Origin of the sequence: Tardiphaga sp. 172_B4_N1_3 (genome assembly GCF_052076035.1) — a bacterium.
Taxonomy (GTDB): Bacteria; Pseudomonadota; Alphaproteobacteria; order Rhizobiales; family Xanthobacteraceae; genus Tardiphaga; species Tardiphaga robiniae.
Window position 1 is genome coordinate 847,409 of sequence record NZ_CP197238.1, and the last position, 22,157, is coordinate 869,565.

Consider the following 22,157-nt stretch of genomic DNA (forward strand, 5'->3'; position numbering starts at 1 on the left):
CCCGATGGCGGCGGGGTTCATCTACATGTTGCGAACTAGTCCTAATCGAATTCCAAACAGGGGTATTGGTCGATGAAACGTGCGCTTCTCGTAGTCGGAGCTTTGCTGTTGAGTGTGGGGGCAGTCTCGGCCCAGCAGGAGATCGTCAAGGAACGCCAGACGCTGATGAAATCCAACGGCCGCGCCTTGGGTGGGACGCTCAGCGCGATGGCCAAGGGCGACAAGCCCTATGATCAGGCCGCGGTCGAGGCCGCGCTGACCGTGCTGGACGAAACCGCCAAAAAGCTGCCGACGCTGTTTCCGGACAGCACCAAGGGCCTGAAGGCTGAAGGTGACTATTCGACGTCGCCGAAGGTCTGGGAAGACAAGGCCGGTTTCGATGCCCACATCGTCACCTTCGCCAAAGCTGTCACCGACGCCAAGGCGAAGATCAAGGATCTCGACAGCCTCAAGGCCAATGTCGGCGGCATCGGCAAGGCATGCGGCGGCTGCCACGAGACGTTCAGGCTGAAGATCTGAGTCAGACCTCAGTCGGCAGAGCTACTTACGGACAAGATTGTCTGAAGTTGGTGCATGACATTTCGAAGCGCAGGCTTGGCGATCTTGCCGATGCGGTCAGCGTGCCGAACTTCAATGGTCGCGATCTTGAACGGGCGAACGACTGATGCGACGGGGAGGCCGCTACGCTCGTGGTTCGGGATGGGTACATCGCCGAGCCATGGCCTGTTCTCTGCGGATGTAATCATGACGACCCAGAGCAACGCGCTGGCTTCTCCTATCGGGCCGGAAGACACGACCAAAGCGGGGCGACGTTGCCTCGTGTCCTTATCTGTATAAGGAAATGGGACGCGGATGATATCGCCTTGCTCAAAGTCGGCCATAGGCCTTCCGGTCAGCGGCGCTATCCCATTCGTCGAATGTCGCGAAGGGGTCTTCGTGTTTGCTCTGCTCGGCACGCGTAAGGACGACGCGGCCTTCTTCGATGGCATAGGCGATCTCGTCGCCTTCCTTCAGCCCAAGCGCCGCGCGCACGGGTTGGGGGATCGTCGTCTGAGCCTTGCTGGTCATCTTGCTGGTGATCATCGAGCATCCTCAGATTACAATGTAAGGAAAGTCCTTACATTGTTCAAGTGGATGTCTTGCTCCGGAAATGAGATGTTTCCCGACAGCACGAGGGCGAGTGCTGTAGCACTCGCCCTCGTGTCCAAGCCATGTTCGGCACGAATGTTACTTCGTCACCTGTCCGCGGATCTCGCCGCCTTTGTTGGCCTCAGTGTGGATGTTGACATAGTACTTGCCGGCCAACAGGTCGGCGGCCTGTGCGTCGGTCAGCGTGGCGCTGCCTTCGGAGCCGGATGTGGCTGGTGTGATCGGTACGGCCACTCCGGCATTCTTGCCGGCTTCGGCGGGGCCGTGGAAATGCGCCATGGTCGCAGGACCCGTGAGGCCGGAATAGGTCAGCTTCCAGGTCAGCTTCTTGGTGGCGGGATCGAAGTCGATATCGGCGGTGCCCTTGCCGGCGCTGGTATTGGCGGGCACTTCGGAGGCGCTGTCGAGGGTCGCCTTCATCTTGTCGGCGGAAGCGGGGCCGGCTAGGGCGATGCTGGCGCCGAGTGCGAGGGACGCGAGCATGATCGAACGAGGTGACATGGTTTTCTCCCTGATGATGGTGAGGTCGTCATGGCTGGAAACATCCGAGACGCTAATTCATTCCCCCGGGAGCCTAAGGGATGAATCACGGTTTCGTTCCGGCAGCGGCTGTTCGACGCGCTTTATGTGCTGAAGTTTGACCCGGATACCAATTGGACATGTACGTGCTGAAACGGCTTTTCATTCTCGCATTTGTCGCGGCTGTCATCGGCCTCGGCGTGTTCTGGTGGCTGACGATTCCCGTAACAGTGGCTGCGAGCACGCTCCCGCCGCACACGCCCAATCCCGGCAATGGCGCAGTGGTCTTCAATGCCGGTGGCTGCTCGTCATGCCATGCGACGCCGGCGCAGCAGGATCGGCTCAAGCTTGGCGGCGGGCTGCCGCTCACATCGCCGTTCGGTACGTTCTATGTGCCAAACATCTCGCCGGATCCGGTCGCCGGGATAGGCCGCTGGAGCGAGGCTGATTTCGTCACGGCGCTGTTGAAGGGGACGTCGCCGAACGGTTCGCATTACTTTCCGGCCTTTCCCTACACGTCCTATCAGCAGATGAAGATGGAGGACGTGCGCGATCTGTTCGGCTATCTAAAGACGCTGCCACAGGTCGCCAGCAAGGCGCCGGATCATGCGGTGCCATTCCCGTTCAACATCCGCCGCAATCTCGGCGTCTGGAAGCTGCTGTTCCTCGATGGCAAACCCTTCGAGGCGGATGCATCGAAGTCGCCGCAGTGGAATCGCGGCAGCTATCTGGTGAATGCGCTGGGCCACTGTGCCGAGTGCCACAGCCCGCGCAACGCGCTGGGCGGCATCGTGACGGCACAGCGCTTTGCCGGAGGTCCGAATCCTGACGGAGAGGGTTGGGTACCTAACATCACCCAAAAGCGTCTCGGTGACTGGAGCGAAAAGGACATGGCGTATTTTCTCGAAACCGGGCAGACGCCGGACGGCGACACCGCCGGTGGCTCCATGGCCCGCGTGATCCGCAATACCTCCCAGTTGAGCGCAGACGACCGCTCGGCGATGGCGCTCTATCTGAAGTCGCTCCCTGCGGTGGACGGGCCCATTAGGCCCGCCAAAAAGGGCTAAAACCGCCCGCGCAAGGTTGGGTTGTGGCGAGGTGCAGCCTTGCATGGAAACCCGCCAAGCCATGTCGCATCGGCGGTTTTCGTGAGGAGGCTCACATGATTGTGTGCTGCAACATGAAGACCCCCACGATTCCCCTGATCTCCATTTCCCCGAACTCATGAACATCTTCAAAGCCGTGTCGCTGAAGATTGCCAGCACCATGGCGTTTGCCATCATGGGCGCGCAGGGTCGCTATCTCGGCAGCGACGTGCCACTCGGCGAGATCGTGTTTGCCCGCGGGTTGTTTGCGCTGATCCCGATCGTGCTCTTTTTCGGCTGGCGCGGTCAATTGCGCGGCGCGCTGCGCACCAACCGCGTCTCCGCGCATCTGGTGCGCGGCTCGTTCAGCGTGATCGGCACCTTCTGCACCTTCGGCGCGCTGGCGCGGCTGCCGATCGCGGATGTGACCGCCATTGCCTTCATCGCGCCGCTGATCACCGTGGTGTTCGCCGCGATCTTCCTGAAAGAGCAGGTCCATGCCTATCGCTGGTCGGCGGTGGCGATTGGCTTTTCCGGCGTGATCCTGATGCTGTCGCCGTATTTCCACGATCACGCGGCGCTGACCACGTCGATGATCGTCGGTCTGTCGCTGGCGCTGCTCAATGCCTTCTCGTCGGGCGGTGCGACCATCCAGATCCGCCGGCTGACCGCAACGGAGTCCTCATCCGCGATTGTCATCTTCATGACGCTGATCGTGATGGCGGCGTCGCTGCTCACCGCGCCATTCGGCTGGCGCTGGCCTACGGACTTCGAATTGGCGCTGCTGGTCGGCATCGGCATTTCCGGTGGTCTCGGCCAGATGCTGTTCACCGAGAGCTATCGCTATGCGCCGGCGTCCTTCCTGGCGCCGTTCGACTATACGGCGATGCTGTGGGCCTTCCTGCTCGGCTTCTGGATGTTCGGCGAAGTGCCGACGCCCTATGTGGTGGGCGGCGCGGTGATCGTCGCAGGGGCCGGCATTTTCGTCATTCTGCGCGAGCGCCATCTCGGCCTGAAGCGGTTGCGCGATACACCGATGTCGCCGATTTCCACCATGGCCGATGACGAGGCCGATCCCGATGCGCCCATCGCTGTCCGCGCAAAGTCGCGTTGATTTTTCGCTCAATTTTGTTGCAATGCACACTGCGCTTTGCTGGCAAGCTGTGACATTTCGATTTTAGAACGTGCGCAAATCACGGGGCCTTGCTCCTGCCACGCGGCTGGATTTATATGCATTTGCTGCTTTCACGCGGCACCCCGTGCATGACGGGCTCATGAGGCGAAATGACCGCGCAAGGGTGCTTGCCGGACGTGTCGTTCCTTCCCAGATAGACCCGGCTGCACAGAATTTTCTGACGACAGACGTTCCCGAAATCAAAGAGGTTACCAATGGTCAACCGCCTGCAATTCTACATCGATGGCGCCTGGGTCGATCCCGTCGTCAAGAAGACCACCCCTGTCGTCAATCCGGCGACTGAAGATGCGATGTACGACATTGCGCTGGGCTCCAAGGCCGACGTCGACAAGGCTGTCGCTGCTGCCAAGCGCGCTTTCGAGACGTTCTCCCAGACCACCCGTGAAGAGCGCATCGCGCTGCTCGAAAAGATCATCGCGGTCTACAAGACCCGCATGTCGGATATCGGTGCGTCGGTCTCCGACGAAATGGGCGCTCCTCTGCCGATGGCCGAGAAGCTGCAGGCCGGTGCCGGCCTCGGTCACCTCGTCGCCACGCTCGACGTGCTGAAGACCTACAAGTTCGACGAGGCGCACAACGCCGCCATGATCACGAAGGAGCCGATTGGCGTCGTCGGCATGATCACCCCGTGGAACTGGCCGCTGAACCAGATCGCTTGCAAGGTCGCACCCGCGCTTGCTGCCGGCTGCACCATGCTGCTGAAGCCGTCGGAATACACCCCGACCTCGGCCTTGATCTTCGCGGAAATCCTCCATGAAGCCGGCGTGCCGAAGGGCGTGTTCAACCTCGTGAATGGTTTGGGCCCCGACGTCGGCGTCGCCATGAGCGAGCATCCCGATATCGACATGATCTCCTTCACGGGCTCGACCCGCGCCGGCATCGACGTTGCCAAGCGCGCCGCGAACACCGTGAAGCGCGTCAGCCAGGAACTCGGCGGCAAGTCGCCGAACGTGATCCTCGACGGCGCCGACTTCGTGAAGGCCGTCACCGGCGGTGTCGCGCACATGTTCAACAATTCCGGACAGTCGTGCAACGCGCCGAGCCGCATGATCGTGCCGCAGGCGAAGATGAAGGAAATCGCTGCCATCGCCAAGGCGCAGGCCGACAAGACCAAGGCCGGCGATCCCCGTGCCGACGGCACCGTCATCGGTCCGGTGGTCAATCGCGGCCAGTGGGACAAGATCCAGGGCCTGATCCAGAAGGGCATCGAGGAAGGCGCCACGCTGGTCGCCGGTGGCCCCGGCCTGCCGGAAGGCGTCAACAAGGGCTTCTACGTCCGTCCGACGATCTTCGCCGACGTCACCGAGAACATGACCATCGCACGCGAGGAAATCTTCGGGCCGGTGCTCGTGATCATGGGGTCCAAGGACGAAGCCGATGCGCTCCGCATCGCCAATGACACGCCTTATGGCCTCGCTGGCTACGTCTCGGCAGACACCATCGATAACGCTCGCAAGTTCGGCCGTCGCATCCGCGCGGGCAATGTCAACCTGCAGGGCGCGCCGAACGACCGCACTGCGCCGTTCGGCGGCTACAAGCAGTCCGGCAACGGCCGCGAATGGGGCAAGCACGGTCTCGAGGACTTCCTCGAGGTCAAGGCAATCGCCGGCTACACCGCGGCGTAAGACCGCGTCGTTGAAGCGCAAGCTTCGTGACTGAAAACGCCGGCATGGAGCCATCCATGCCGGCGTTTTTGTTTCTACGATGGTCTCCGCCGTCATTGCAAGGAGCGAAGCGACGCGGCAATCCAGAAGGCCACAAGCGTGGAAAGACTGGATTGCTTCGCTACGCTCGCAATGACGTTGAGAGGGCGGTGTACCCTCAGCCCCCCAGTGCCCCCTGCGTATTCACATACACCGCATAGATCGACTGGCTCGATGCCATGAACAGCCGGTTGCGTTTCACGCCGCCGAAACAGACATTGGCGCAGCGCTCGGGCAACGCGATACGGCCGATTTGTTCGCCATCGGGGGCGAAGATGAAGACGCCGTCGAGCTCCGGCTTGCCCATGCCCCAGCCGCACCAGAGATTGCCGTCGATATCGCAGCGCATGCCGTCGGGTGTGCCCGGGCCCGCATCGATCAGTATGCGCTTGTTCTTCAGCGTCTTCCCGTCGGCAGCAACGTCGTAGGCGAGAATCTTGCGGTTCGGCACGCCGCGGGATTCCACGACATAGAGCAGCTTCTCGTCAGGCGAAAAACACAGTCCGTTCGGGCCGAGAACATCATCGGCGACGATGGTGGACGTCAACGTATCGCCGTCGATGCGATAGATATTCTGTCCGATCTCGGATGGCGCTTTGTTGCCCTCATAGTCACTCATCAATCCGAAGGGGGGATCCGTGAACCAGATCGAGCCGTCGGACTTCACTACGACGTCATTCGGCGAGTTCAGCTTCTTGCCTTCGAAATTGTCCATCAGCACCGTGATGGAGCCGTCATATTCGGTGCGGGTGATGCGGCGGCCGTGTTCGCAGGTGATCAGGCGTCCCTGGCGATCCCGCGTGTTGCCATTGCCGTAATTCGACGGCTTGCGGAAATCGCTGACCGCGCCGGTTTCCTCTTCCCATTTGATAATGCGGTTGTTGGGAATATCTGAACACAATAGATAGCGGCCGTCACCGAACCATATCGGACCTTCGGCCCAGCGCATGCCGGTCGCGATGCGTTCAATGGCGCCGAGCTTGATCCAGTATTTTTCGAAGCGGGGATCGAGGGCGTGAATGGCGGGGTCGGGATAATAGGTCGCCGGCTGCCAGCCGCGCGATGATGTGTCGGACATTGGCGTCTCGTTCTCTGTCGTTTCCTCGGATGCGTTTGCTAACATTGGCGAGGGTAGGCGGCAAGCAATGCCGGTTCCACTGCCTTGCCGTCGCGCCCGCGCCGCGCCATACTTGTCTGACAACTGACAACATTACGAGGGACGGAATGAAGATCTTGATGACGGGCGCATCTGGCGGAATTGGCACGCGCTTGCGCGAATTGCTGCCGCCGATCTATCCGGACCTCGTGCTGAGCGATCTCACCACGCCACCGAATCTCAAGCCAAATGAAAACTTCAAGCAGGCTGATCTGGCCGATCTCGCCGCCGTCGAGGCGATCTGCGAAGGCGTCGATGGCATCCTGCATTTCGGCGGTTTCTCGGTGGAGGGGCCCTGGGACACCATCCTGCAGGCCAATATCATCGGCGGTTACAATCTGTTCGAGGCAGCGCGCAAGAAGGGCGTCAAGCGCATTATCTTCGCGTCGTCCAATCACGCGGTCGGCTTCTATCCACGCCACAGCAAAATCCCGCCGGACGTTACGGCACGGCCGGACAGCCGCTACGGCGTCAGCAAGGTGTTCGGCGAGGCGGTGGGCTCGCTCTATGCCGACAAATACGGGCTGTCGGTGACATGCCTGCGGATCGGCAATTTCGGCGACAGGCCGCTTGATCAACGTCGGCTGTCGATTTGGCTCAAGCCCGAGGATCTGGTGCAGCTCTGCCAGATCGGGCTCGAACATCCCGCCATCCATTTCGAGGTGCTGTATGGCGCCTCCTATAACGAGCGTGCCTGGTGGGATAACTCCCGCGCCTATGAACTCGGCTATCGCCCGGTCGGCAAAGCCGAGGATCATCGCGAACACGCAATGGCGGAACAGGCGAAGATGAAATCCGATCCGGTCGGTGATTTCTATCAGGGCGGGGCATTTTGCAGCGCCGAATTCGCTGGTGATTTCAGTAAGGTGTGGGAGCCGAAATAGGGGCCCAGCCAGTCCGTCCCGCGCATTGACAAGAATTTTGGTGGCTTCATAAGAAGCATTCAAAACAAGCTTGGAATGGGAACGCGACATGGCCGACGGATTGCGCAAGGGGCTGACCAGTTACGGTGATGCCGGGTTCTCGCTGTTCCTGCGCAAGGCCTTCATCAAGGCCATGGGTTATTCCGACGATGCGCTGGACCGGCCCATCGTCGGCATCACCAACACCCATAGCGACTACAATCCGTGCCACGGCAATTCGCCCCAGATCATCGAGGCCGTGAAGCGCGGCGTGATGCTGGCCGGCGCGCTACCGATGGTGTTTCCGACCATCTCGATCGGCGAAAGCTTCGCCCATCCGACCTCGATGTATCTGCGCAATCTGATGGCGATGGATACCGAGGAGATGATCAAGGCGCAGCCGATGGATGCAGTGGTGGTGATCGGCGGCTGCGACAAGACGCTGCCGGCGCAGATCATGGCGGCGCTGTCGGTCGATCTGCCGACGGTGGTGATCCCGGTCGGCCCAATGGTGGTCGGCCATCACAAGGGAGAAGTGCTCGGCGCCTGTACCGACTGCCGGCGCATGTGGGGCAAGTTCCGCGCCGGCGAGATCGACCAGCAGGAAATCGACGACGTCAATGCGCGCCTCGCGCCGTCGGTTGGCACATGCATGGTGATGGGCACGGCGTCGACCATGGCCTGCATCACCGAAGCCACGGGCCTGTCGCTGCCGATGAGCGCGACGATCCCGGCACCGCATGCCGAGCGCTTTCGCTCCGCCGAAGCCAGCGGCAAGGTTGCCGCGACGCTCGCCAAGAACAAGGGACCGAAGCCGAGCGAATTCCTGACGCCGGGCTCGTTCCGCAATGCGCAGGTCGTACTGCAGGCGATCGGCGGCTCGACCAACGGACTGATCCATCTCACGGCGATGGCCAACCGTACGCCGAACCGGATCGATCTCGCTGCTTTCGACGAGCTCGGCCGCGACGTGCCGGTGCTGGTCGATCTGAAGCCGTCCGGCGATCACTATATGGAGCACTTCCATCACGCGGGCGGCGTGCCGAAACTGATGGCGCAGCTCGGCGATCTCATCGATCTCGATGCGAAATCCGTCACCGGCGAGACATTGCGCGAGATCGTGGCGAATGCCGAAGAAGTGCCGGGCCAGGACGTGATCCGCTCGAAGGACAATCCGATCAAGCGCGAAGGCGGACTGGCGATCCTACACGGTAATCTGGCGCCGCGCAGCGCCGTCATCAAGCATTCCGCCGCGTCGCCCAAGCTGATGCAGCACACCGGCCGTGCCGTGGTGTTCGAATCCGTCGAGGACATGACGAACCGCGTCGACGATCCCGATCTCGACGTCAATGCCGATGACGTGCTGGTGCTGCGCAATGCCGGTCCCAAGGGCGCACCGGGCATGCCGGAGGCCGGCTATCTGCCAATCCCCATGAAGCTGGCGCGTGCCGGCGTGAAGGACATGGTGCGTATTTCAGACGCGCGCATGAGCGGTACAGCCTTCGGCACCATTGTGCTGCACATCACGCCGGAGAGCGCCGTGGGTGGCCCGCTGGCGCTTGTGAAGAACGGCGACATGATCCGTCTGGATGTGGCGAAACGGTCGATCGATCTGTTGGTCGACGATGCCGAGCTTGCGAAGCGCCAGGCTGCGCTCCCGCCAGCGCAGACGCCGGACTGGGCGAAGCGCGGCTATGCGCATCTGTTTCACACCACGATCCTGCAGGCCGATGACGGCTGCGATTTCGACTTCATGACGGCGAAGGGGAAGGGCTGACGCTAGCCGGCGGCCGCTGACACTTCTTCCGCGGTTGGCATCGACGGCCCGGCGCCCATCCGCTGTACGCAAAGCGCTGCGGCGCCATTAGCATAGCCAATGGCGCTCTGCAGTGAATGTCCATCCGCAAGCTTTGCGGCAACAGCCCCCACGAAACAGTCGCCGGCACCGGTGGTGTCAATGGCCTTCACGGGGCGGCCAGCCTCAAAATGTACATCTCCGTCGATCAGTGCGATCGTGCCGCGCTTGCCCAGCGTGACGCAGATGTTTGGCCGGTGATCGATTTGCAATGTCGATGCTGCATCGACAAATCGCGCATCGGGATCTGTTTCATGCAGCTCGTCACCTGCAAGCAGGCCGAGCTCACTTTCATTGAGGATCAAGACATCGACCAGAGCCATGAGCTCATGGTCGATCTGCATCGCCGGTGCCGGATTGAGAATCGTTATTGCACCGGATGCGCGCGCCCGCGTGAAGAAAGCCGTGATGGCCGGCAGCGGAATTTCAAACTGGCTGACGGCGACATCGCCTTTTCGAAATGCGGGCGCGGCGACATCGGCCGCATTGACCAACGCATTGGCGCCGGGAATGACGATGATGGTGTTCTCAGCTTTCGCAACGGTGATGATCGCTGTTCCCGTGCCGGCGCCAGCGACCTCACGCACGTAAGCGAGACCGACGCCCTGCATGGCCAGAAATGCCCTGGTGTCGCGGCCAAAGGCATCCGCGCCGGTACAGCCGATCAGTATGGTCGCTGCACCAAGTTTCGCCGCAGCAACGGCCTGATTGGCGCCCTTGCCACCGGGAAAATACAACACTTCGCGGCCTGCTACAGTCTCACCGATTGCCGGATGGCGGTCGGCTGTCGCGACCACGTCCATATTGATGCTGCCGGCGACGACAACCTGGCCCATTGTTGTCACACCTGCGCCCGATATTCCTCACGCACCGCCGCGATATCCGACAATGTCGGCAGTCCCGCTTCATTGCCAAGCCGCTGGATCTTGAAGGTCGATGCGGCCCGCGCGAATTTGAAATGCTCGGCCCAGCTATGGCCGGGATTGGCGAGGTACGAATAGACGTAAGCGCCGTGGAAAACATCGCCGGCGCCATTGGTATCGATCACCTTTTCGCGCGGGATCGGCAGCGCGGGCAGTGTGTGTACGGTGCTGGCCTCGTCATACCAGAGCAGGCCCTTCTCGCCGAGCGTGACGCCGCCGACGCGGCAGCCGCGGCTCTTGAGATAGTCGAGCATCTTCTCCGGCGTCAGATCCATCTGCTCGCACAGACGTTCGGCGACGATGGCGACGTCGATGAACTCAAGCAACTCATGGGTGTTGGTGCGCAATCCGCCGCCGTCGAGTGAGGTGAGGATGCCGGCCTCGCGGCAGAGCTTCGCGTAGTGGATCGCGGCATCGGGCTGATGGCCGTCGATATGCAGCGCGCGACAGGCGCCGAGATTGAGCAGCGGGAAGGGATGGATGTGTTCGTCGTCACGGCAGCGGACGATGGCACGCTTGCCGTCTTTCGGCATGATGAAGGACAGCGATGAACTCGCCACTTTGCGCGGATGGACCTCGATGGCGTATTTCGCCGACATGTCCATGAACATGCGGCCGAGCCAGTCATTGGCGACGGTGGCGATCAGATCGGGCACGATGCCCAGCTTGGCACAGCAGAAGGCGGCGGTGACCGCATTGCCGCCGAACGACACGGCATAGTCGGAGGCGACGTGTTTCTCGTCGCCGGTCGGCATATGGTCGGTGATGAACGTGACGTCGATATAGGTCTGTCCGATAAAGAGTGCCTTCATGAATCCGTCCGTCTCGCCTGAGGGATGGCTGCACCCGTCCGGAGACGGCGCATCAGTCAGCTTAACAGCGGTTGCGACGAGGTCACCACCGAAATTGTGCGATGCCGCAGGATGCCGCAGCCGGGCGGAGTCGGTTTTCAGCATTGCGGCTCGAAAACTGGCATAGTTCGATCACAACAACGCCACGAAGACGGGAGGGATGCGATGATCACCGGGCTGGATCACGTCGTCATTTTGCTGGAGGACCTGGAGGTGGGGATCGCCACCTATCAGACCCTGTTCGCCCGCGCGCCCGCCTGGCGCAGCACCAGCGACGGTGCGGCCATGGCGATCTTCACGGTGGCCAATATGTCGGTCGAGCTGATGGCGCCTGTCGGTCACGGCCCGGCCGCCGATCGCATCAGGGCCGTGCTGCCGGAGCAGGGCGCGACGCTGGCCAGCATCTGTTTCCGGACTGGCGATATCGCTGGGATGCATCGCCGGCTCGATCGCCTGGCGCTGAAGCCTGATCCCATCGCCGAGGTCGAGAGCAGGGATACCGAGACCGGCGCCACACTCTCCTGGAAGCGTACCCGTGCGGCGACGGACGCGACGCGCGGTGTCCGGCAATTCTTTCTCGAACTGTCCGACGAGCGTCCGGTGTCGCCCCCGGTGGGCGATGCGCCGTTCCTTGGCCTCGACCATATCGTTGTCGCTACGCAGGATCCGGAGCGCGCCGCTGCGCTCTATGGCGCGCGACTGGGCCTCGACATGGCACTGGATCGCTCCAATCCAGAGTGGGGCCATCTGATGTTCTTCCGCTGCGGCGATCTGATCGTCGAGGTCGTGCATCGCCCCGACGACAAGGCCGACAAGAATCGCGACAAGCTCTGGGGCATGACCTGGCGCGTCGCTGACGCGGATGCCGTCCGCGAGCGCTTGCTCGCCGCGCATGTCAACGTGTCGGAGGTGCGTAGTGGCCGCAAGCCGGGCACCCGTGTTGTCAGCCTCCGCGATGGCACCTGCGGAATTCCGACGCTGCTGATCGAGCGGACGGGGAAGGATGTGTAGAGGTGTAGGATGGGTAGAGCGTCTTCGCGAAACCCATCATTTAAACGCATGAAAGCGATGGGTTTCGCTGCGCTCTACCCATCCTACGTATTGCCACCTACCGCCACAACATCGAACAGCCCTGCCACAGCAGCACCAGCGAGATCACCAGCAGCAGGGCATAGGCGATGTTGTAGAACAGATTGGTAGGCGTATGTTTCACCAGCCAGATGCCCATGAAGTTCGCGATGATGGCCATAGGCAGCAGTGCCAGCGATGTCGCGAAATTGCCGGCGTGGAATTGGCCGAGCGCGAAATAGGGCACGATCTTCAGCGCATTAACCACGGCGAAGAAGATCGTGGTGGTCCCGACCAGCACCAGCTTCGGCAGCCGCTGCGGCAGCACATAGACCTGGAACGGTGGACCGCCCGCCTGGGTCATGAAGGATGTGAAGCCAGATACCGCGCCCCAGAACACGCCGCCGGCCGGACCCATGCGCGTTGGTTCGATCCGGGCGCGCTTACGCCAGACATCGATCACGAAGATGAGACCGATCAAACCGACGGTGATGCGCACGGCATTGTCGGAAATATAGGAGGCGAGCAGCCACGCCAGCGTCATGCCGGCGACCGCGCCCGGCAGCATGATCTTCAGATTCGAGGCGTCCCATTCGCGGCGATAGACATAGATCGAGATCAGGTCCTGCGTGATCAGCACCGGCAGCAGCAAGGCGGCCGCCTCGAGCGGCGGCAGATACAGCGCCAGTAGCGGCGTGGCGGCAATGCCGACGCCGGAGAAGCCGCCTTTGGAGAGGCCAAGGAAAATCACCGCCGGAATGGCGACGGCATAGAAGAACGGGTCTGTGATGATGGCAGGCACAAGCAGGTCCGGTTGGGGCAGGGCAGTGATAGCGACGACACCCGCAAAAGGCGATGCCCGTTTGCGCATATGGCCCGGAACATGCTTTGTTCTCAAGCGGGCAAACGCATGCTACACGCGATAGACGTGCGGCTGTTGCGTCATTCCGCTGAGCGACGGGATCCGGGTTTGGCAAAAACAACTAAAAAAGCGCCGAAGAAAGCATTGAAGTGGCAGCGTGACCCGGAAGGGATGCGTCTGCGCATTCTCGAGGCTGCCAAGAAGGAATTCGCGAGCAAGGGCCTCGCCGGTGCGCGCGTCGATCGCATCGCTGCGCAGGCCGGCGCCAACAAGCGCATGCTCTACTATCACGTCGGCAACAAGGATGCGCTCTATCTTGCGGTACTCGAAGGTGCCTATGAGCAGATCCGCGCCGAAGAACGCACGCTCGATCTCGAACATCTCGATCCGCCCGAGGCCATCGAGAGCCTGATCGCCTTCACCTGGAACTATTTTATCCGCAACCCGGAATTCCTCGCGTTGCTCAACACCGAGAATCTGGAGCGCGCGAAGCACATCAAGCGTTCTACCAAGGTGAAGTCGATGCATTCGCCCTTCGTGGAGATGATCCGCACAGTGGTGTTGCGCGGCGTCGCGTCAGGCGATTTCAAGGTCGCGATGGATCCGGTGCAGCTCTACATTTCCATCGCCGCGCTGAGCTTTTTCTATATCGGCAACAACGCCACGCTGAGCGTGATTTTCGGCAGGGATCTGCTGGCGAAGGAGGCGAGGGACGAGCGGCTGGCTCATATGGTGGCACTCGTCCTGGCGGCGCTCACCGGCCGATCCGTGGCCGAATTCCAGCTCCCGCCAGCGACGGTTGTCCACACCTCGGCCCGCCAAAGCGCCTGAAATCATTGTTTAATTTTCGCTAGTTAAGCGGCCAATTGACAACGGCGAAGCCATGCGCTGTATTTATCCAACGAGTTAAATGCGACCGCGAAGCCGGCATCTGGGAGACGAGACGCGTGAGTGAGAAGAAAGCACCCGGCAGTGTATCGAAGCTGCTGAACGCCTCATGGCTGCGCCCATTCCTGTTGCTGGTGATGATCGTTGTCGGCTGGGATCTGGCGATCCGCATCTTCAACATTCCCGCCTATCAGATCCCTGCGCCCGGCGACGTCGTGAAGGTGCTCTACACCGATTGGCCCGAGCTGCTCGCGCAGTCAGGGCCGACGACTTACGCCACGCTGCTCGGCTTTCTCGCCTCGGCCGTGTTCGGCATCCCGATTGCCATGCTGATCGCCGGTTCGCGGACCGTCGAAAGCTATGTCTATCCGCTGCTGGTGTTCTCGCAGTCGATTCCCAAAGTCGCCATCGCGCCCTTGTTCGTGGTGTGGTTCGGCTTCGGCATCGTGCCGAAGATCATCGCGGCATTTTTGCTGGGTTTCTTCCCGGTCGTCGTGTCGGCGGTGCAGGGCTTCAAGTCGGTCGATCCTGATATGGTCGATCTCGCCCGCGCCATGAAGGGCAGCAGACTGCGCGTGTTCTGCGCCGTGAACCTGCCACACGCGCTGCCGGCGATCTTCTCCGGTCTCAAGGTGTCCGTCACGCTCGCCGTCGTCGGCGCGGTGGTCGGTGAATTCGTCGGCTCCAATTCCGGCATCGGTTATGTGCTGCAGCGCTCGATCGGCACCTTCGATCTGCCGACGATGTTTGCGGCTCTCGTGATCCTCGCGCTGCTCGGCGTCATTCTGTTCTGGCTGGTCGATCGCATCGAACGTTTTGCGATTCCCTGGCACGTCAGTCAGCGCGCGGATGTCTTTATCGGGTCCTGATCGGGGACGCGCAATTTCCAAACAAGCGGTCCGGCGAAACGGGCCGCGATCACCTGCTTCAATGGGAGGCTAAAAATGCTGAAATGGGTTACTGCTGTTTCGACTGCCGCGATCACCGTCACGCTCGCACTCGCCACGCCGGCCGCTGCCACCGACAAGGTGACGCTGATGCTCAACTGGTATGTCTATGGTGAACATTCGCCGTTCTATTACGGCAAGGCCAAGGGCATCTATGAAGCCGAAGGCATCGATCTCGACATCCAGGAAGGCCGCGGTTCGGCTGCCACCGTGCAGGCCGTCGCCGCGAAGAGCGTGAACTTCGGCTATGTCGACGTTCCCACCATGATGCGCGCAGCCGTGAAGGGCGCCCCGGTGATCGCCACCGGCGTGCTGCTGCAGACCTCGGCCATGTCGGTGATGGGCTTCGTCGACAAGAACATCAGGAAGCCGGACGACATCAAGGGCAAGACCGTGGCGATCACGCCGGCGGATTCCATGACCCAGATCTGGCCGCTGTTCCTCAAGAAGGCGGGCCTCAAGGAATCCGATTTCAAGACCGTCGCCGGCGACGGACAGACCAAGCTCAACGCCGTCATCAACGGCCAGGCTGACCTGTTGCTCGGCTACGTCATGGACCAGTCCATGAAGATCAAGGATGCCACCGGCAAGGATGTGTATCCGATCAAGTTTGCCGATTACGGCATTCATCTCGTGTCGTCGGGCATTATCACCAATACCGACTATGCCAAGGCCAATCCGGATCTCGTGAAACGCTTCATGTCGGCCACCACCAAGGCGGTCGAAGCTGCGTCGAAGGAGCCGAAGGCTGCCGCGCAGTCGATCCTCGATGCCAACCCGAAGGGCGGCAAGATCGAGACCCTGACCCAGGGCTTCGAACTCACCATCCCGCTCTACACCACGCCGGAAACCAAGGGTAAGCGCCCGTTCCAGGTCACCGATCAGAACATGAAGGAATCGGTAGAGCTGATGGTCGAATACGGCGGTCTGGAAGCCAAGGCCAAGGACAATCCGAAGGCCTTCTATACCAACGAATATCTGCCGAAGTAACCGGACCGGTTATCTCGACCGAACTGACGAAACCAACAGGACTAGCCGTAATGACTGCAGCGATGAGGACCATGAGCGTCGATCAACCGAGTGCGCATCTTCGCGTCGTATCCGAGCAGTCCGCACCATCGAAGGCGTCGGGGATCAATCTCTCCGGCGTCTCCAAAACCTACGGGACCGGCGACGGCCAGGTGCAGTCGCTGCGTCCCCTGGACTTCCATATCAATGACGGTGAGTTCTTTGTCGTGGTCGGCCCATCCGGCTGCGGCAAGTCCACACTGCTCAAACTGATCTCGGGCCTTCTTGCGCCGACATCAGGCGAAATCCACGTCGACGGCAAGAAAGTCACCGAGCCTCATGGCGATGTCGGTATCGTGTTCCAGAATGCGCTGCTGCTGCCGTGGCGGAACATCATCAACAACGTGTTGATGCCCATCGACATGAAGAACCTGCCGCGCGCGCAGTATATAGACCGCGCCAAGCAGTTGCTGAAAATGGTCGGCCTCGAGGGCTTTGAGAAGAAGCTGCCGTGGCAGCTCTCCGGCGGCATGCAGCAACGCGCCTCGATCTGCCGTGCGCTGGTGCACGATCCCAAGATCATGATGATGGACGAGCCGTTCGGCGCGCTCGACGCCATGACGCGCGAGAAGATGAATGTCGAGCTGTCGCGCATCCAGCGCACCACCGGCAAGACGATTCTCCTCATCACCCATTCGATCCCGGAAGCGGTGTTCCTTGCCGACAAGGTGCTGGTCATGACCGAGCGCCCCGGCGGTATCGCCGCAATCTATGACGTGCCGCTCGGCCGCGAGCGCACGCTCGATGCGATGTCGAACCCGATCTTCACCGACCTGGTCGCGCGCATCCGCAAGCACTTCATGACCAACAGCACGCTGGACTAAGGCCCATGTCCATGTCGACACGGATCGCCTTGCGAGACATTACGCTGTTCGAGCGCCACGTGGCATTCGTGCGGCCGTTTCGCTTTGGCGCCGTGACGGTCAATGCCGCGCCGCAGGCTTTCGTGCGGGTCGAGCTGGAGGTCGAAGGCAAAGGCGTGTTCGTCGGTGCCTCAGCCGAGCTGATGGTGCCGAAGTGGTTCGACAAGCGGCCGCATCTCGCCATCGATGACACCGTGAACGAACTGCGGCAGTCGCTGGCAATCGCGAAAGAGCTCTATCGCGCGCAATCGGGCTTCATCTCTGCCTTCGGTCTGCATGCGGCCTGCATCGGCGACCAGATGACGGCTTGCGCCGAACTGGACATTCCACCGCTTGCCGCCGCGTTCGGACCGGCGGAAATCGACAAGGCTGTGCTCGACGCACTGCTGCGTGGCTTGGGCACGGATTTCTTCACGGGCATGAAGGCCAACGTCGCCGGTCTTACCGCGCGTCTGGCGCCCGATCTCGGCGCCGACGACATCGCGACGTTCCTCGCCAGCCGTCACCGGCTTGAGCGCGTCGCGCTGCGCCACACTGTCGGCCTCGATGATGTGATCGAAGGCGAGGGCGGTGTCGCCGACCCCCGTGAGAATAGCGGCGCGCGTTACTTCAAGCTGAAGATGAACGGCGATCCCGCGGCGGACGCCGCACGTTTGACCCGGATCGGCAACGCGCTGACGAAGCTGCCTTACGATTATCAGGTGACGCTCGACGCCAACGAGCAATATGCCGATCTCAACGCGCTCGGCGCGCTGGTCGATCGTCTCGACAATGACCGCGCATTGGCGCCGATTGCATCCAGGCTACTTTACATCGAACAGCCGATGCCGCGCGACATCACGCGCGAGTCGCCGCTCGGCAATTTGTCGTCGCGCAATTTCATCATTGATGAAGCTGACGACAATTGGGATGCATTCCCCGCCGCCAAGGCGCTGGGCTATCGCGGCATTTCCTCGAAATCCTGCAAGGGCTTCTACAAGTCGATTGCGAATGCGACTCGCGCTGCGGCGTGGAGCGCGCAGGGCGTCGAGCATTTTATCACCGGCGAGGATCTTACCTGTCAGGCCGGGCTCGGCGTGCAGCAGGATCTGGCGCTTGGTGCGCTGATTGGCGTCACCCATGCCGAACGCAACGGCCATCACTACGTCGATGGTTTCGGCACTGCACCAGCGGAGGAGGCCGAGGCCTTCCTGACGGCGCATCCCGATCTCTACCGCCGCGATGGCGATATCGTCCGTCTGTCGATTCACGACGGCGATCTTCTTACGGGATCGCTGACCTCTGCCGGATTTGCATCCGGCGCACATCCGGACTGGTCGGTGCTGTCGCCGCTCCAGCTCGCTTCATCCGATCATTCTCAAACTAAAGTTCTCCAGGAGTCCTGACTATGGCTGTCCACCGCCTCGGCATCATCATGAACGGCATCACCGGCCGTATGGGTCTCAACCAGCATCTCGTGCGCTCGATCGTCGCGATCCGTGCGCAGGGCGGCGTGACCCTGAAGAACGGCGACCGCATGATGCCGGATCCGATCCTGGTCGGTCGCAATGCCGAGAAGATCGAAGGCCTCGCCAAGAAGTACGGCATCGAGCGCTGGACCACTGATCTCGACAAGGCTTTCGCCGACAAGAACGACAGCATCTTCTTCGACGCAGCGACCACCCAGGCACGCCCGGGTCTGCTCAACCGCGCCATCGAGGCCGGCAAGCATATCTATTGCGAGAAGCCCATCGCGACCAATCTCGAAGCCGCGCTCGACGTCATCAAGAAGGCCAACGCCAAGGGTCTCAAGCACGGCACCGTGCAGGACAAATTGTTCCTGCCCGGTCTGAAGAAGCTTGCGATGCTCCGTGACTCTGGCTTCTTCGGCAAGATGCTCTCGGTACGCGGCGAGTTCGGCTACTGGGTGTTCGAAGGCGATTGGCAAGAAGCCCAGCGCCCGTCCTGGAACTACCGCGCTGAAGACGGCGGCGGCATGATCCTTGATATGGTCTGCCACTGGCGTTACGTGCTCGACAACCTGTTCGGCGAAGTCGAGAGCCTGACCTGCCTCGGCACCACCGACATTCCGGCGCGCTGGGACGAGCAAGGCAAGAAGTACACGGCAACTGCCGACGACTCGGCCTATGCGACCTTCAAGCTGAAGGGCGGCGTCATCGCCCATATGAACATGTCCTGGGCGACGCGCGTCTATCGCGATGATCTCGTGACCTTCCAGGTCGACGGCACCCACGGTTCGGCCGTGGCCGGTCTCACCGAGTGCATGATCCAGGCCCGTCAGGCGACGCCGCGCCCGATCTGGAATCCCGACGAGAAGCGGACCCACGATTTCTATGCCGACTGGCAGAAGGTTCCGGACAACGCCGTCTACGACAACGGCTTCAAGGAGCAGTGGGAAATGTTCATCCGTCACGTCTGTGAGGATGCGCCCTACAAGTACACGCTGCTCGAAGGTGCCAAGGGCGTGCAACTCGTCGAATGCGCGCTGGAAAGCTGGAAGGAGCGCCGCTGGATCGACGTTCCCACACTCAAGGTCTGAGGTCCGCCATGAACAAGCCAGTCATGCCCACGTCGACTGCGTCGTTGCTGTCGCTGAAGCTGCCGAAGGCCGATCGTTCGATCGAGACCTATCGTCTCGCAGCGTCGCGCACGTTTCCGGCCAAGCTGGAAGGCACGCTGAACCGCATCGCCTTCTCGGCGGCGCATATCGTCGCCGACCCGCTGGCGGAGTGCGATCCGTGGCTCAATCAGACCATCGATTGGGACCGCACCATCGCATTTCGTGAACACGTCTGGGATCTCGGTCTCGGCGTCGCAGAAGCGATGGACACCGCTCAGCGCGGCATGGGTATGGACTGGCCGACCTCGCTCGAACTCATCACGCGCTCCGTCGCGGCGGCCAAGCCGCGCGGCGCGCTGGTGTTCTCCGGCGCCGGCACCGATCACCTCGCGGTGGAAGATGCCAAGTCGATCGACGACGTGATCAAGGCCTATGAACAGCAGTTCGAAGCGATCGAGAAGGTCGGCGGCCGCATCATCCTGATGGCGTCGCGTGCGCTGGCCAAGCTCGGCAAGAGCGCCGAGGATTACGGCCGCGTCTATGACCGCATCCTGTCGCAGTCGGCGCAGCCCGTCATCATCCACTGGCTCGGCGACATGTTCGATCCGGCACTGGCGAATTACTGGGGCACGTCCAGCCTCGACACAGCGATGGATATCGCGGTGGACGTCATCAACCGCAACGCCGCCAAGGTCGATGGCGTCAAGGTCTCGCTGCTCGATGCACAGCGCGAGATCGACATGCGTCGTCGCCTTGACCCCAAGGTCAAGATGTATACCGGCGACGACTTCAACTATGCCGAATTGATCGCCGGCGACGACAAGGGCTTCTCCCATGCGCTGCTCGGCATCTTCGACGCCATCGCGCCGGCGGCATCCTATGCGCTGTCGCGTCTCGCGGCCGGTGACGAGGCCGGCTTCCACGACGTACTTGGTCCCACGGTGCCGCTGTCGCGTCACATCTTCAAGGCGCCGACCCGGTTCTACAAGACGGGCATCGTGTTCATGGCCTATCTCAACGGCCATCAGGATCACTTCACCATGATCGGCGGTCAGGAGAGCACGCGCTCGACCCAGCATCTCGCCGAACTGTTCCGTCTCGCCGACAAGGCCGGTCTTTTGGCCAATCCCGAACTGGCGACGCAGCGCATGAAGGCGATCATGGCCACCCGTGGGATCGAAGCCTGAGATGCGTGACTTTTCCAACGACCATCGCTGGCTGTCGCTGAACACGGCGACAGTCCGCAAGCAGGGCGACTTCGTCGCCATCGCCGAGGCCTGTGCACGTCACAAGATCCGCGGCGTCTCGCCGTGGCGCGATCAGGTGGCCACCGTCGGTCTGGACAAGGCCGTGAAGGCCGTGCGGGATCACGACCTCGAACTGTCCGGCTATTGCCGCGGCGGCATGTTCGTCTCGGACGAAGCCCATCGCCAGCAGCAGCGCGACGATAACCGCCGCTGTGTCGACGAGGCCGTGGCACTTGGTTCGCCGTGCATCGTGCTCGTGGTCGGTGGGTTGCCGCAATATTCGCGGCCAGGCAGTGCGCCCTCGAAGAACATCATCAATGCGCGCGCGCAGGTCGATGATGGCATCGCCGAGATGATGGAATACGCCCGGCAGGCGAAGATGCCGCTGGCCATCGAGCCGCTGCATCCGGCTTATGCGGCCGACCGAGCCTGCGTGAACACCACCGAACAGGCGCTCGACATCTGCGACCGTCTCGATCCCAACCGTACCGGCATGCTCGGCGTCGCCCTCGACGTCTATCACATCTGGTGGGACCCCGAACTGCATGCCCAGATCGCGCGGGCAGGGCAGGATCGTCTGCTCGCATTTCACGTCTGCGACTGGCTGGTCCCGACCAAGGACATCCTCAACGACCGCGGCATGATGGGCGACGGTGTCATCGATATCAAATCCGCCCGCGCGGCTGTCGAGGCGCAGGGCTTCGCCGGTTACTCCGAGATCGAGATCTTCTCGGAGAACTGGTGGAGCAAGTCGATGGATGAGGTGATGACGACCTGCATCGAGCGGCATAAAACGGTGGTGTAGAGCACGGTGTGGTGCCGAAACGCACGAAGCTCTCAATTGTCATTCCGGGACGCGCTCTTGCGCGGGCCGGAATGACAATTGAGAGGGTAGAGCTTAAACATTTTTTCCTATATATATTGATAATATACCTAGAAGGATTGTCCTCCGCTCATCCGGTTCGCGAGGCGCGCTTCTAGAGGCGTCTTGAGGTGGAGCTGGGATTGCGGCGCCCGCGGGCGGCGAGGGGACTTACCTCGCGCACTCGGGAGGCCTTGGGTAGCCGTCCGGGCCCATTACGGGGCTCTGCCGGAAACGGCTGGACTGGGACAGGCAAAAGCGGGGAAACCTGCCGGCGCCACGTCCCAGGAAGCACGGCCCGTGGACAGAAATCGTCCCTAGCAGTCGCAGACTGCGTAAACTTGTCTGCGGTGTGGCGCGCCGTGAGGCGTGCGCGGTTGCAGCTTACCGGCGTTCCGGTGGAGCGGATCGCGATAAAAACCACCCTTTGCGCCTCACGGCGCGCTGCCACCCC

At 61.7% G+C, this 22,157-nt stretch carries 22 protein-coding genes; 15 read left to right on the forward strand and 7 right to left on the reverse strand.

The genetic code is table 11. The features are described 5' to 3' along the window. Window positions 1-72: 72 nt before the first annotated feature. Window positions 73-519 carry a c-type cytochrome gene (locus AB7783_RS03675; RefSeq protein ID WP_439057874.1) on the forward strand — a complete coding sequence of 149 codons (447 nt, stop codon included), beginning with the start codon at window positions 73-75 and terminating at the stop codon, window positions 517-519. An 8-nt stretch (window positions 520-527) separates the two neighbouring features. Here the strand turns inward: AB7783_RS03675 and AB7783_RS03680 are convergent, their stop codons facing one another. The 3 genes from AB7783_RS03680 to AB7783_RS03690 all read right to left on the reverse strand — a co-directional run bounded on the left by AB7783_RS03680 (window position 528) and on the right by AB7783_RS03690 (window position 1,650). Next, on the reverse strand, window positions 528-881 hold the full coding sequence (locus tag AB7783_RS03680; RefSeq protein ID WP_441276868.1) for a type II toxin-antitoxin system PemK/MazF family toxin: 354 nt from the start codon (window positions 879-881) through the stop codon (window positions 528-530). After that, window positions 868-1,083: a type II toxin-antitoxin system PrlF family antitoxin gene (locus AB7783_RS03685; RefSeq protein WP_441276869.1), complete on the reverse strand. Its 216-nt coding sequence runs from the start codon at window positions 1,081-1,083 to the stop codon at window positions 868-870. The genes AB7783_RS03680 and AB7783_RS03685 overlap by 14 nt, the downstream gene beginning before the upstream one ends. 144 nt (window positions 1,084-1,227) lie before the next feature. Further along, window positions 1,228-1,650, reverse strand: a complete 423-nt coding sequence (locus AB7783_RS03690; protein WP_089266947.1) for a CHRD domain-containing protein — start codon at window positions 1,648-1,650, stop codon at window positions 1,228-1,230. A gap of 164 nt (window positions 1,651-1,814) precedes the next feature. Between AB7783_RS03690 and AB7783_RS03695 the strand changes: the two genes are divergently transcribed. The 3 genes from AB7783_RS03695 (at window position 1,815) to AB7783_RS03705 (ending at window position 5,573) form a co-directional block, all read left to right on the forward strand. After that, window positions 1,815-2,735: a c-type cytochrome gene (locus tag AB7783_RS03695; protein WP_441276870.1), complete on the forward strand. Its 921-nt coding sequence runs from the start codon at window positions 1,815-1,817 to the stop codon at window positions 2,733-2,735. 157 nt (window positions 2,736-2,892) lie between these two features. After that, the gene (locus AB7783_RS03700) at window positions 2,893-3,867 is read left to right on the forward strand and encodes a DMT family transporter (protein WP_441276871.1); all 975 of its coding nucleotides are present in this window, start codon (window positions 2,893-2,895) and stop codon (window positions 3,865-3,867) included. A gap of 275 nt (window positions 3,868-4,142) precedes the next feature. After that, window positions 4,143-5,573 (forward strand): aldehyde dehydrogenase family protein, encoded by a 1,431-nt coding sequence (locus tag AB7783_RS03705; protein WP_441276872.1) that lies wholly within the window; start codon window positions 4,143-4,145, stop codon window positions 5,571-5,573. 196 nt (window positions 5,574-5,769) lie between these two features. Here the strand turns inward: AB7783_RS03705 and AB7783_RS03710 are convergent, their stop codons facing one another. Continuing rightward, on the reverse strand, window positions 5,770-6,729 hold the full coding sequence (locus AB7783_RS03710; protein ID WP_441276873.1) for an SMP-30/gluconolactonase/LRE family protein: 960 nt from the start codon (window positions 6,727-6,729) through the stop codon (window positions 5,770-5,772). A gap of 146 nt (window positions 6,730-6,875) precedes the next feature. Here AB7783_RS03710 and AB7783_RS03715 point away from each other — a divergent pair, with 146 nt between their 5' ends. Continuing rightward, on the forward strand, window positions 6,876-7,691 hold the full coding sequence (locus AB7783_RS03715) for an NAD-dependent epimerase/dehydratase family protein (RefSeq protein ID WP_320443669.1): 816 nt from the start codon (window positions 6,876-6,878) through the stop codon (window positions 7,689-7,691). An 88-nt stretch (window positions 7,692-7,779) separates the two neighbouring features. Continuing rightward, on the forward strand, window positions 7,780-9,486 hold the full coding sequence (locus AB7783_RS03720) for an IlvD/Edd family dehydratase (protein ID WP_439076563.1): 1,707 nt from the start codon (window positions 7,780-7,782) through the stop codon (window positions 9,484-9,486). 2 nt (window positions 9,487-9,488) lie between these two features. Here the strand turns inward: AB7783_RS03720 and AB7783_RS03725 are convergent, their stop codons facing one another. Further along, entirely contained in the window at window positions 9,489-10,400 is a 912-nt protein-coding gene (locus AB7783_RS03725) for a ribokinase (RefSeq protein WP_439076564.1), read from the reverse strand. Window positions 10,401-10,405: 5 nt separating this feature from the next. After that, on the reverse strand, window positions 10,406-11,299 hold the full coding sequence (locus AB7783_RS03730; RefSeq protein ID WP_439076565.1) for a sugar kinase: 894 nt from the start codon (window positions 11,297-11,299) through the stop codon (window positions 10,406-10,408). Between the two features lie 204 nt (window positions 11,300-11,503). Here AB7783_RS03730 and AB7783_RS03735 point away from each other — a divergent pair, with 204 nt between their 5' ends. Next, a complete protein-coding gene (locus tag AB7783_RS03735) occupies window positions 11,504-12,349 on the forward strand; it encodes a VOC family protein (protein ID WP_439057888.1) in 846 nt (281 codons plus the stop codon). Between the two features lie 97 nt (window positions 12,350-12,446). On the opposite strand, the gene AB7783_RS03740 is transcribed toward AB7783_RS03735, so the two are convergent. Then, entirely contained in the window at window positions 12,447-13,208 is a 762-nt protein-coding gene (locus AB7783_RS03740; RefSeq protein WP_120291166.1) for a sulfite exporter TauE/SafE family protein, read from the reverse strand. A 231-nt stretch (window positions 13,209-13,439) separates the two neighbouring features. Here AB7783_RS03740 and AB7783_RS03745 point away from each other — a divergent pair, with 231 nt between their 5' ends. The 8 genes from AB7783_RS03745 to AB7783_RS03780 all read left to right on the forward strand — a co-directional run bounded on the left by AB7783_RS03745 (window position 13,440) and on the right by AB7783_RS03780 (window position 21,646). Further along, the gene (locus AB7783_RS03745; RefSeq protein ID WP_309949136.1) at window positions 13,440-14,099 is read left to right on the forward strand and encodes a TetR/AcrR family transcriptional regulator; all 660 of its coding nucleotides are present in this window, start codon (window positions 13,440-13,442) and stop codon (window positions 14,097-14,099) included. A gap of 194 nt (window positions 14,100-14,293) precedes the next feature. Next, window positions 14,294-15,025 carry an ABC transporter permease gene (locus AB7783_RS03750; protein ID WP_246297556.1) on the forward strand — a complete coding sequence of 244 codons (732 nt, stop codon included), beginning with the start codon at window positions 14,294-14,296 and terminating at the stop codon, window positions 15,023-15,025. 75 nt (window positions 15,026-15,100) lie between these two features. After that, entirely contained in the window at window positions 15,101-16,093 is a 993-nt protein-coding gene (locus AB7783_RS03755; protein ID WP_441276874.1) for an ABC transporter substrate-binding protein, read from the forward strand. 50 nt (window positions 16,094-16,143) lie between these two features. After that, window positions 16,144-16,995, forward strand: coding sequence for an ABC transporter ATP-binding protein (locus tag AB7783_RS03760; RefSeq protein ID WP_441276875.1), 852 nt, complete (start codon window positions 16,144-16,146; stop codon window positions 16,993-16,995). 11 nt (window positions 16,996-17,006) lie between these two features. Further along, on the forward strand, window positions 17,007-18,419 hold the full coding sequence (locus AB7783_RS03765) for a hypothetical protein (protein ID WP_441279635.1): 1,413 nt from the start codon (window positions 17,007-17,009) through the stop codon (window positions 18,417-18,419). A 2-nt stretch (window positions 18,420-18,421) separates the two neighbouring features. Continuing rightward, on the forward strand, window positions 18,422-19,573 hold the full coding sequence (locus AB7783_RS03770; protein WP_089266960.1) for a Gfo/Idh/MocA family protein: 1,152 nt from the start codon (window positions 18,422-18,424) through the stop codon (window positions 19,571-19,573). Between the two features lie 8 nt (window positions 19,574-19,581). Then, a complete protein-coding gene (locus AB7783_RS03775) occupies window positions 19,582-20,781 on the forward strand; it encodes a dihydrodipicolinate synthase family protein (RefSeq protein ID WP_441276876.1) in 1,200 nt (399 codons plus the stop codon). A 1-nt stretch (window position 20,782) separates the two neighbouring features. After that, on the forward strand, window positions 20,783-21,646 hold the full coding sequence (locus tag AB7783_RS03780; protein ID WP_439076571.1) for a sugar phosphate isomerase/epimerase family protein: 864 nt from the start codon (window positions 20,783-20,785) through the stop codon (window positions 21,644-21,646). The last annotated feature ends 511 nt before the right edge of the window (window positions 21,647-22,157 follow it).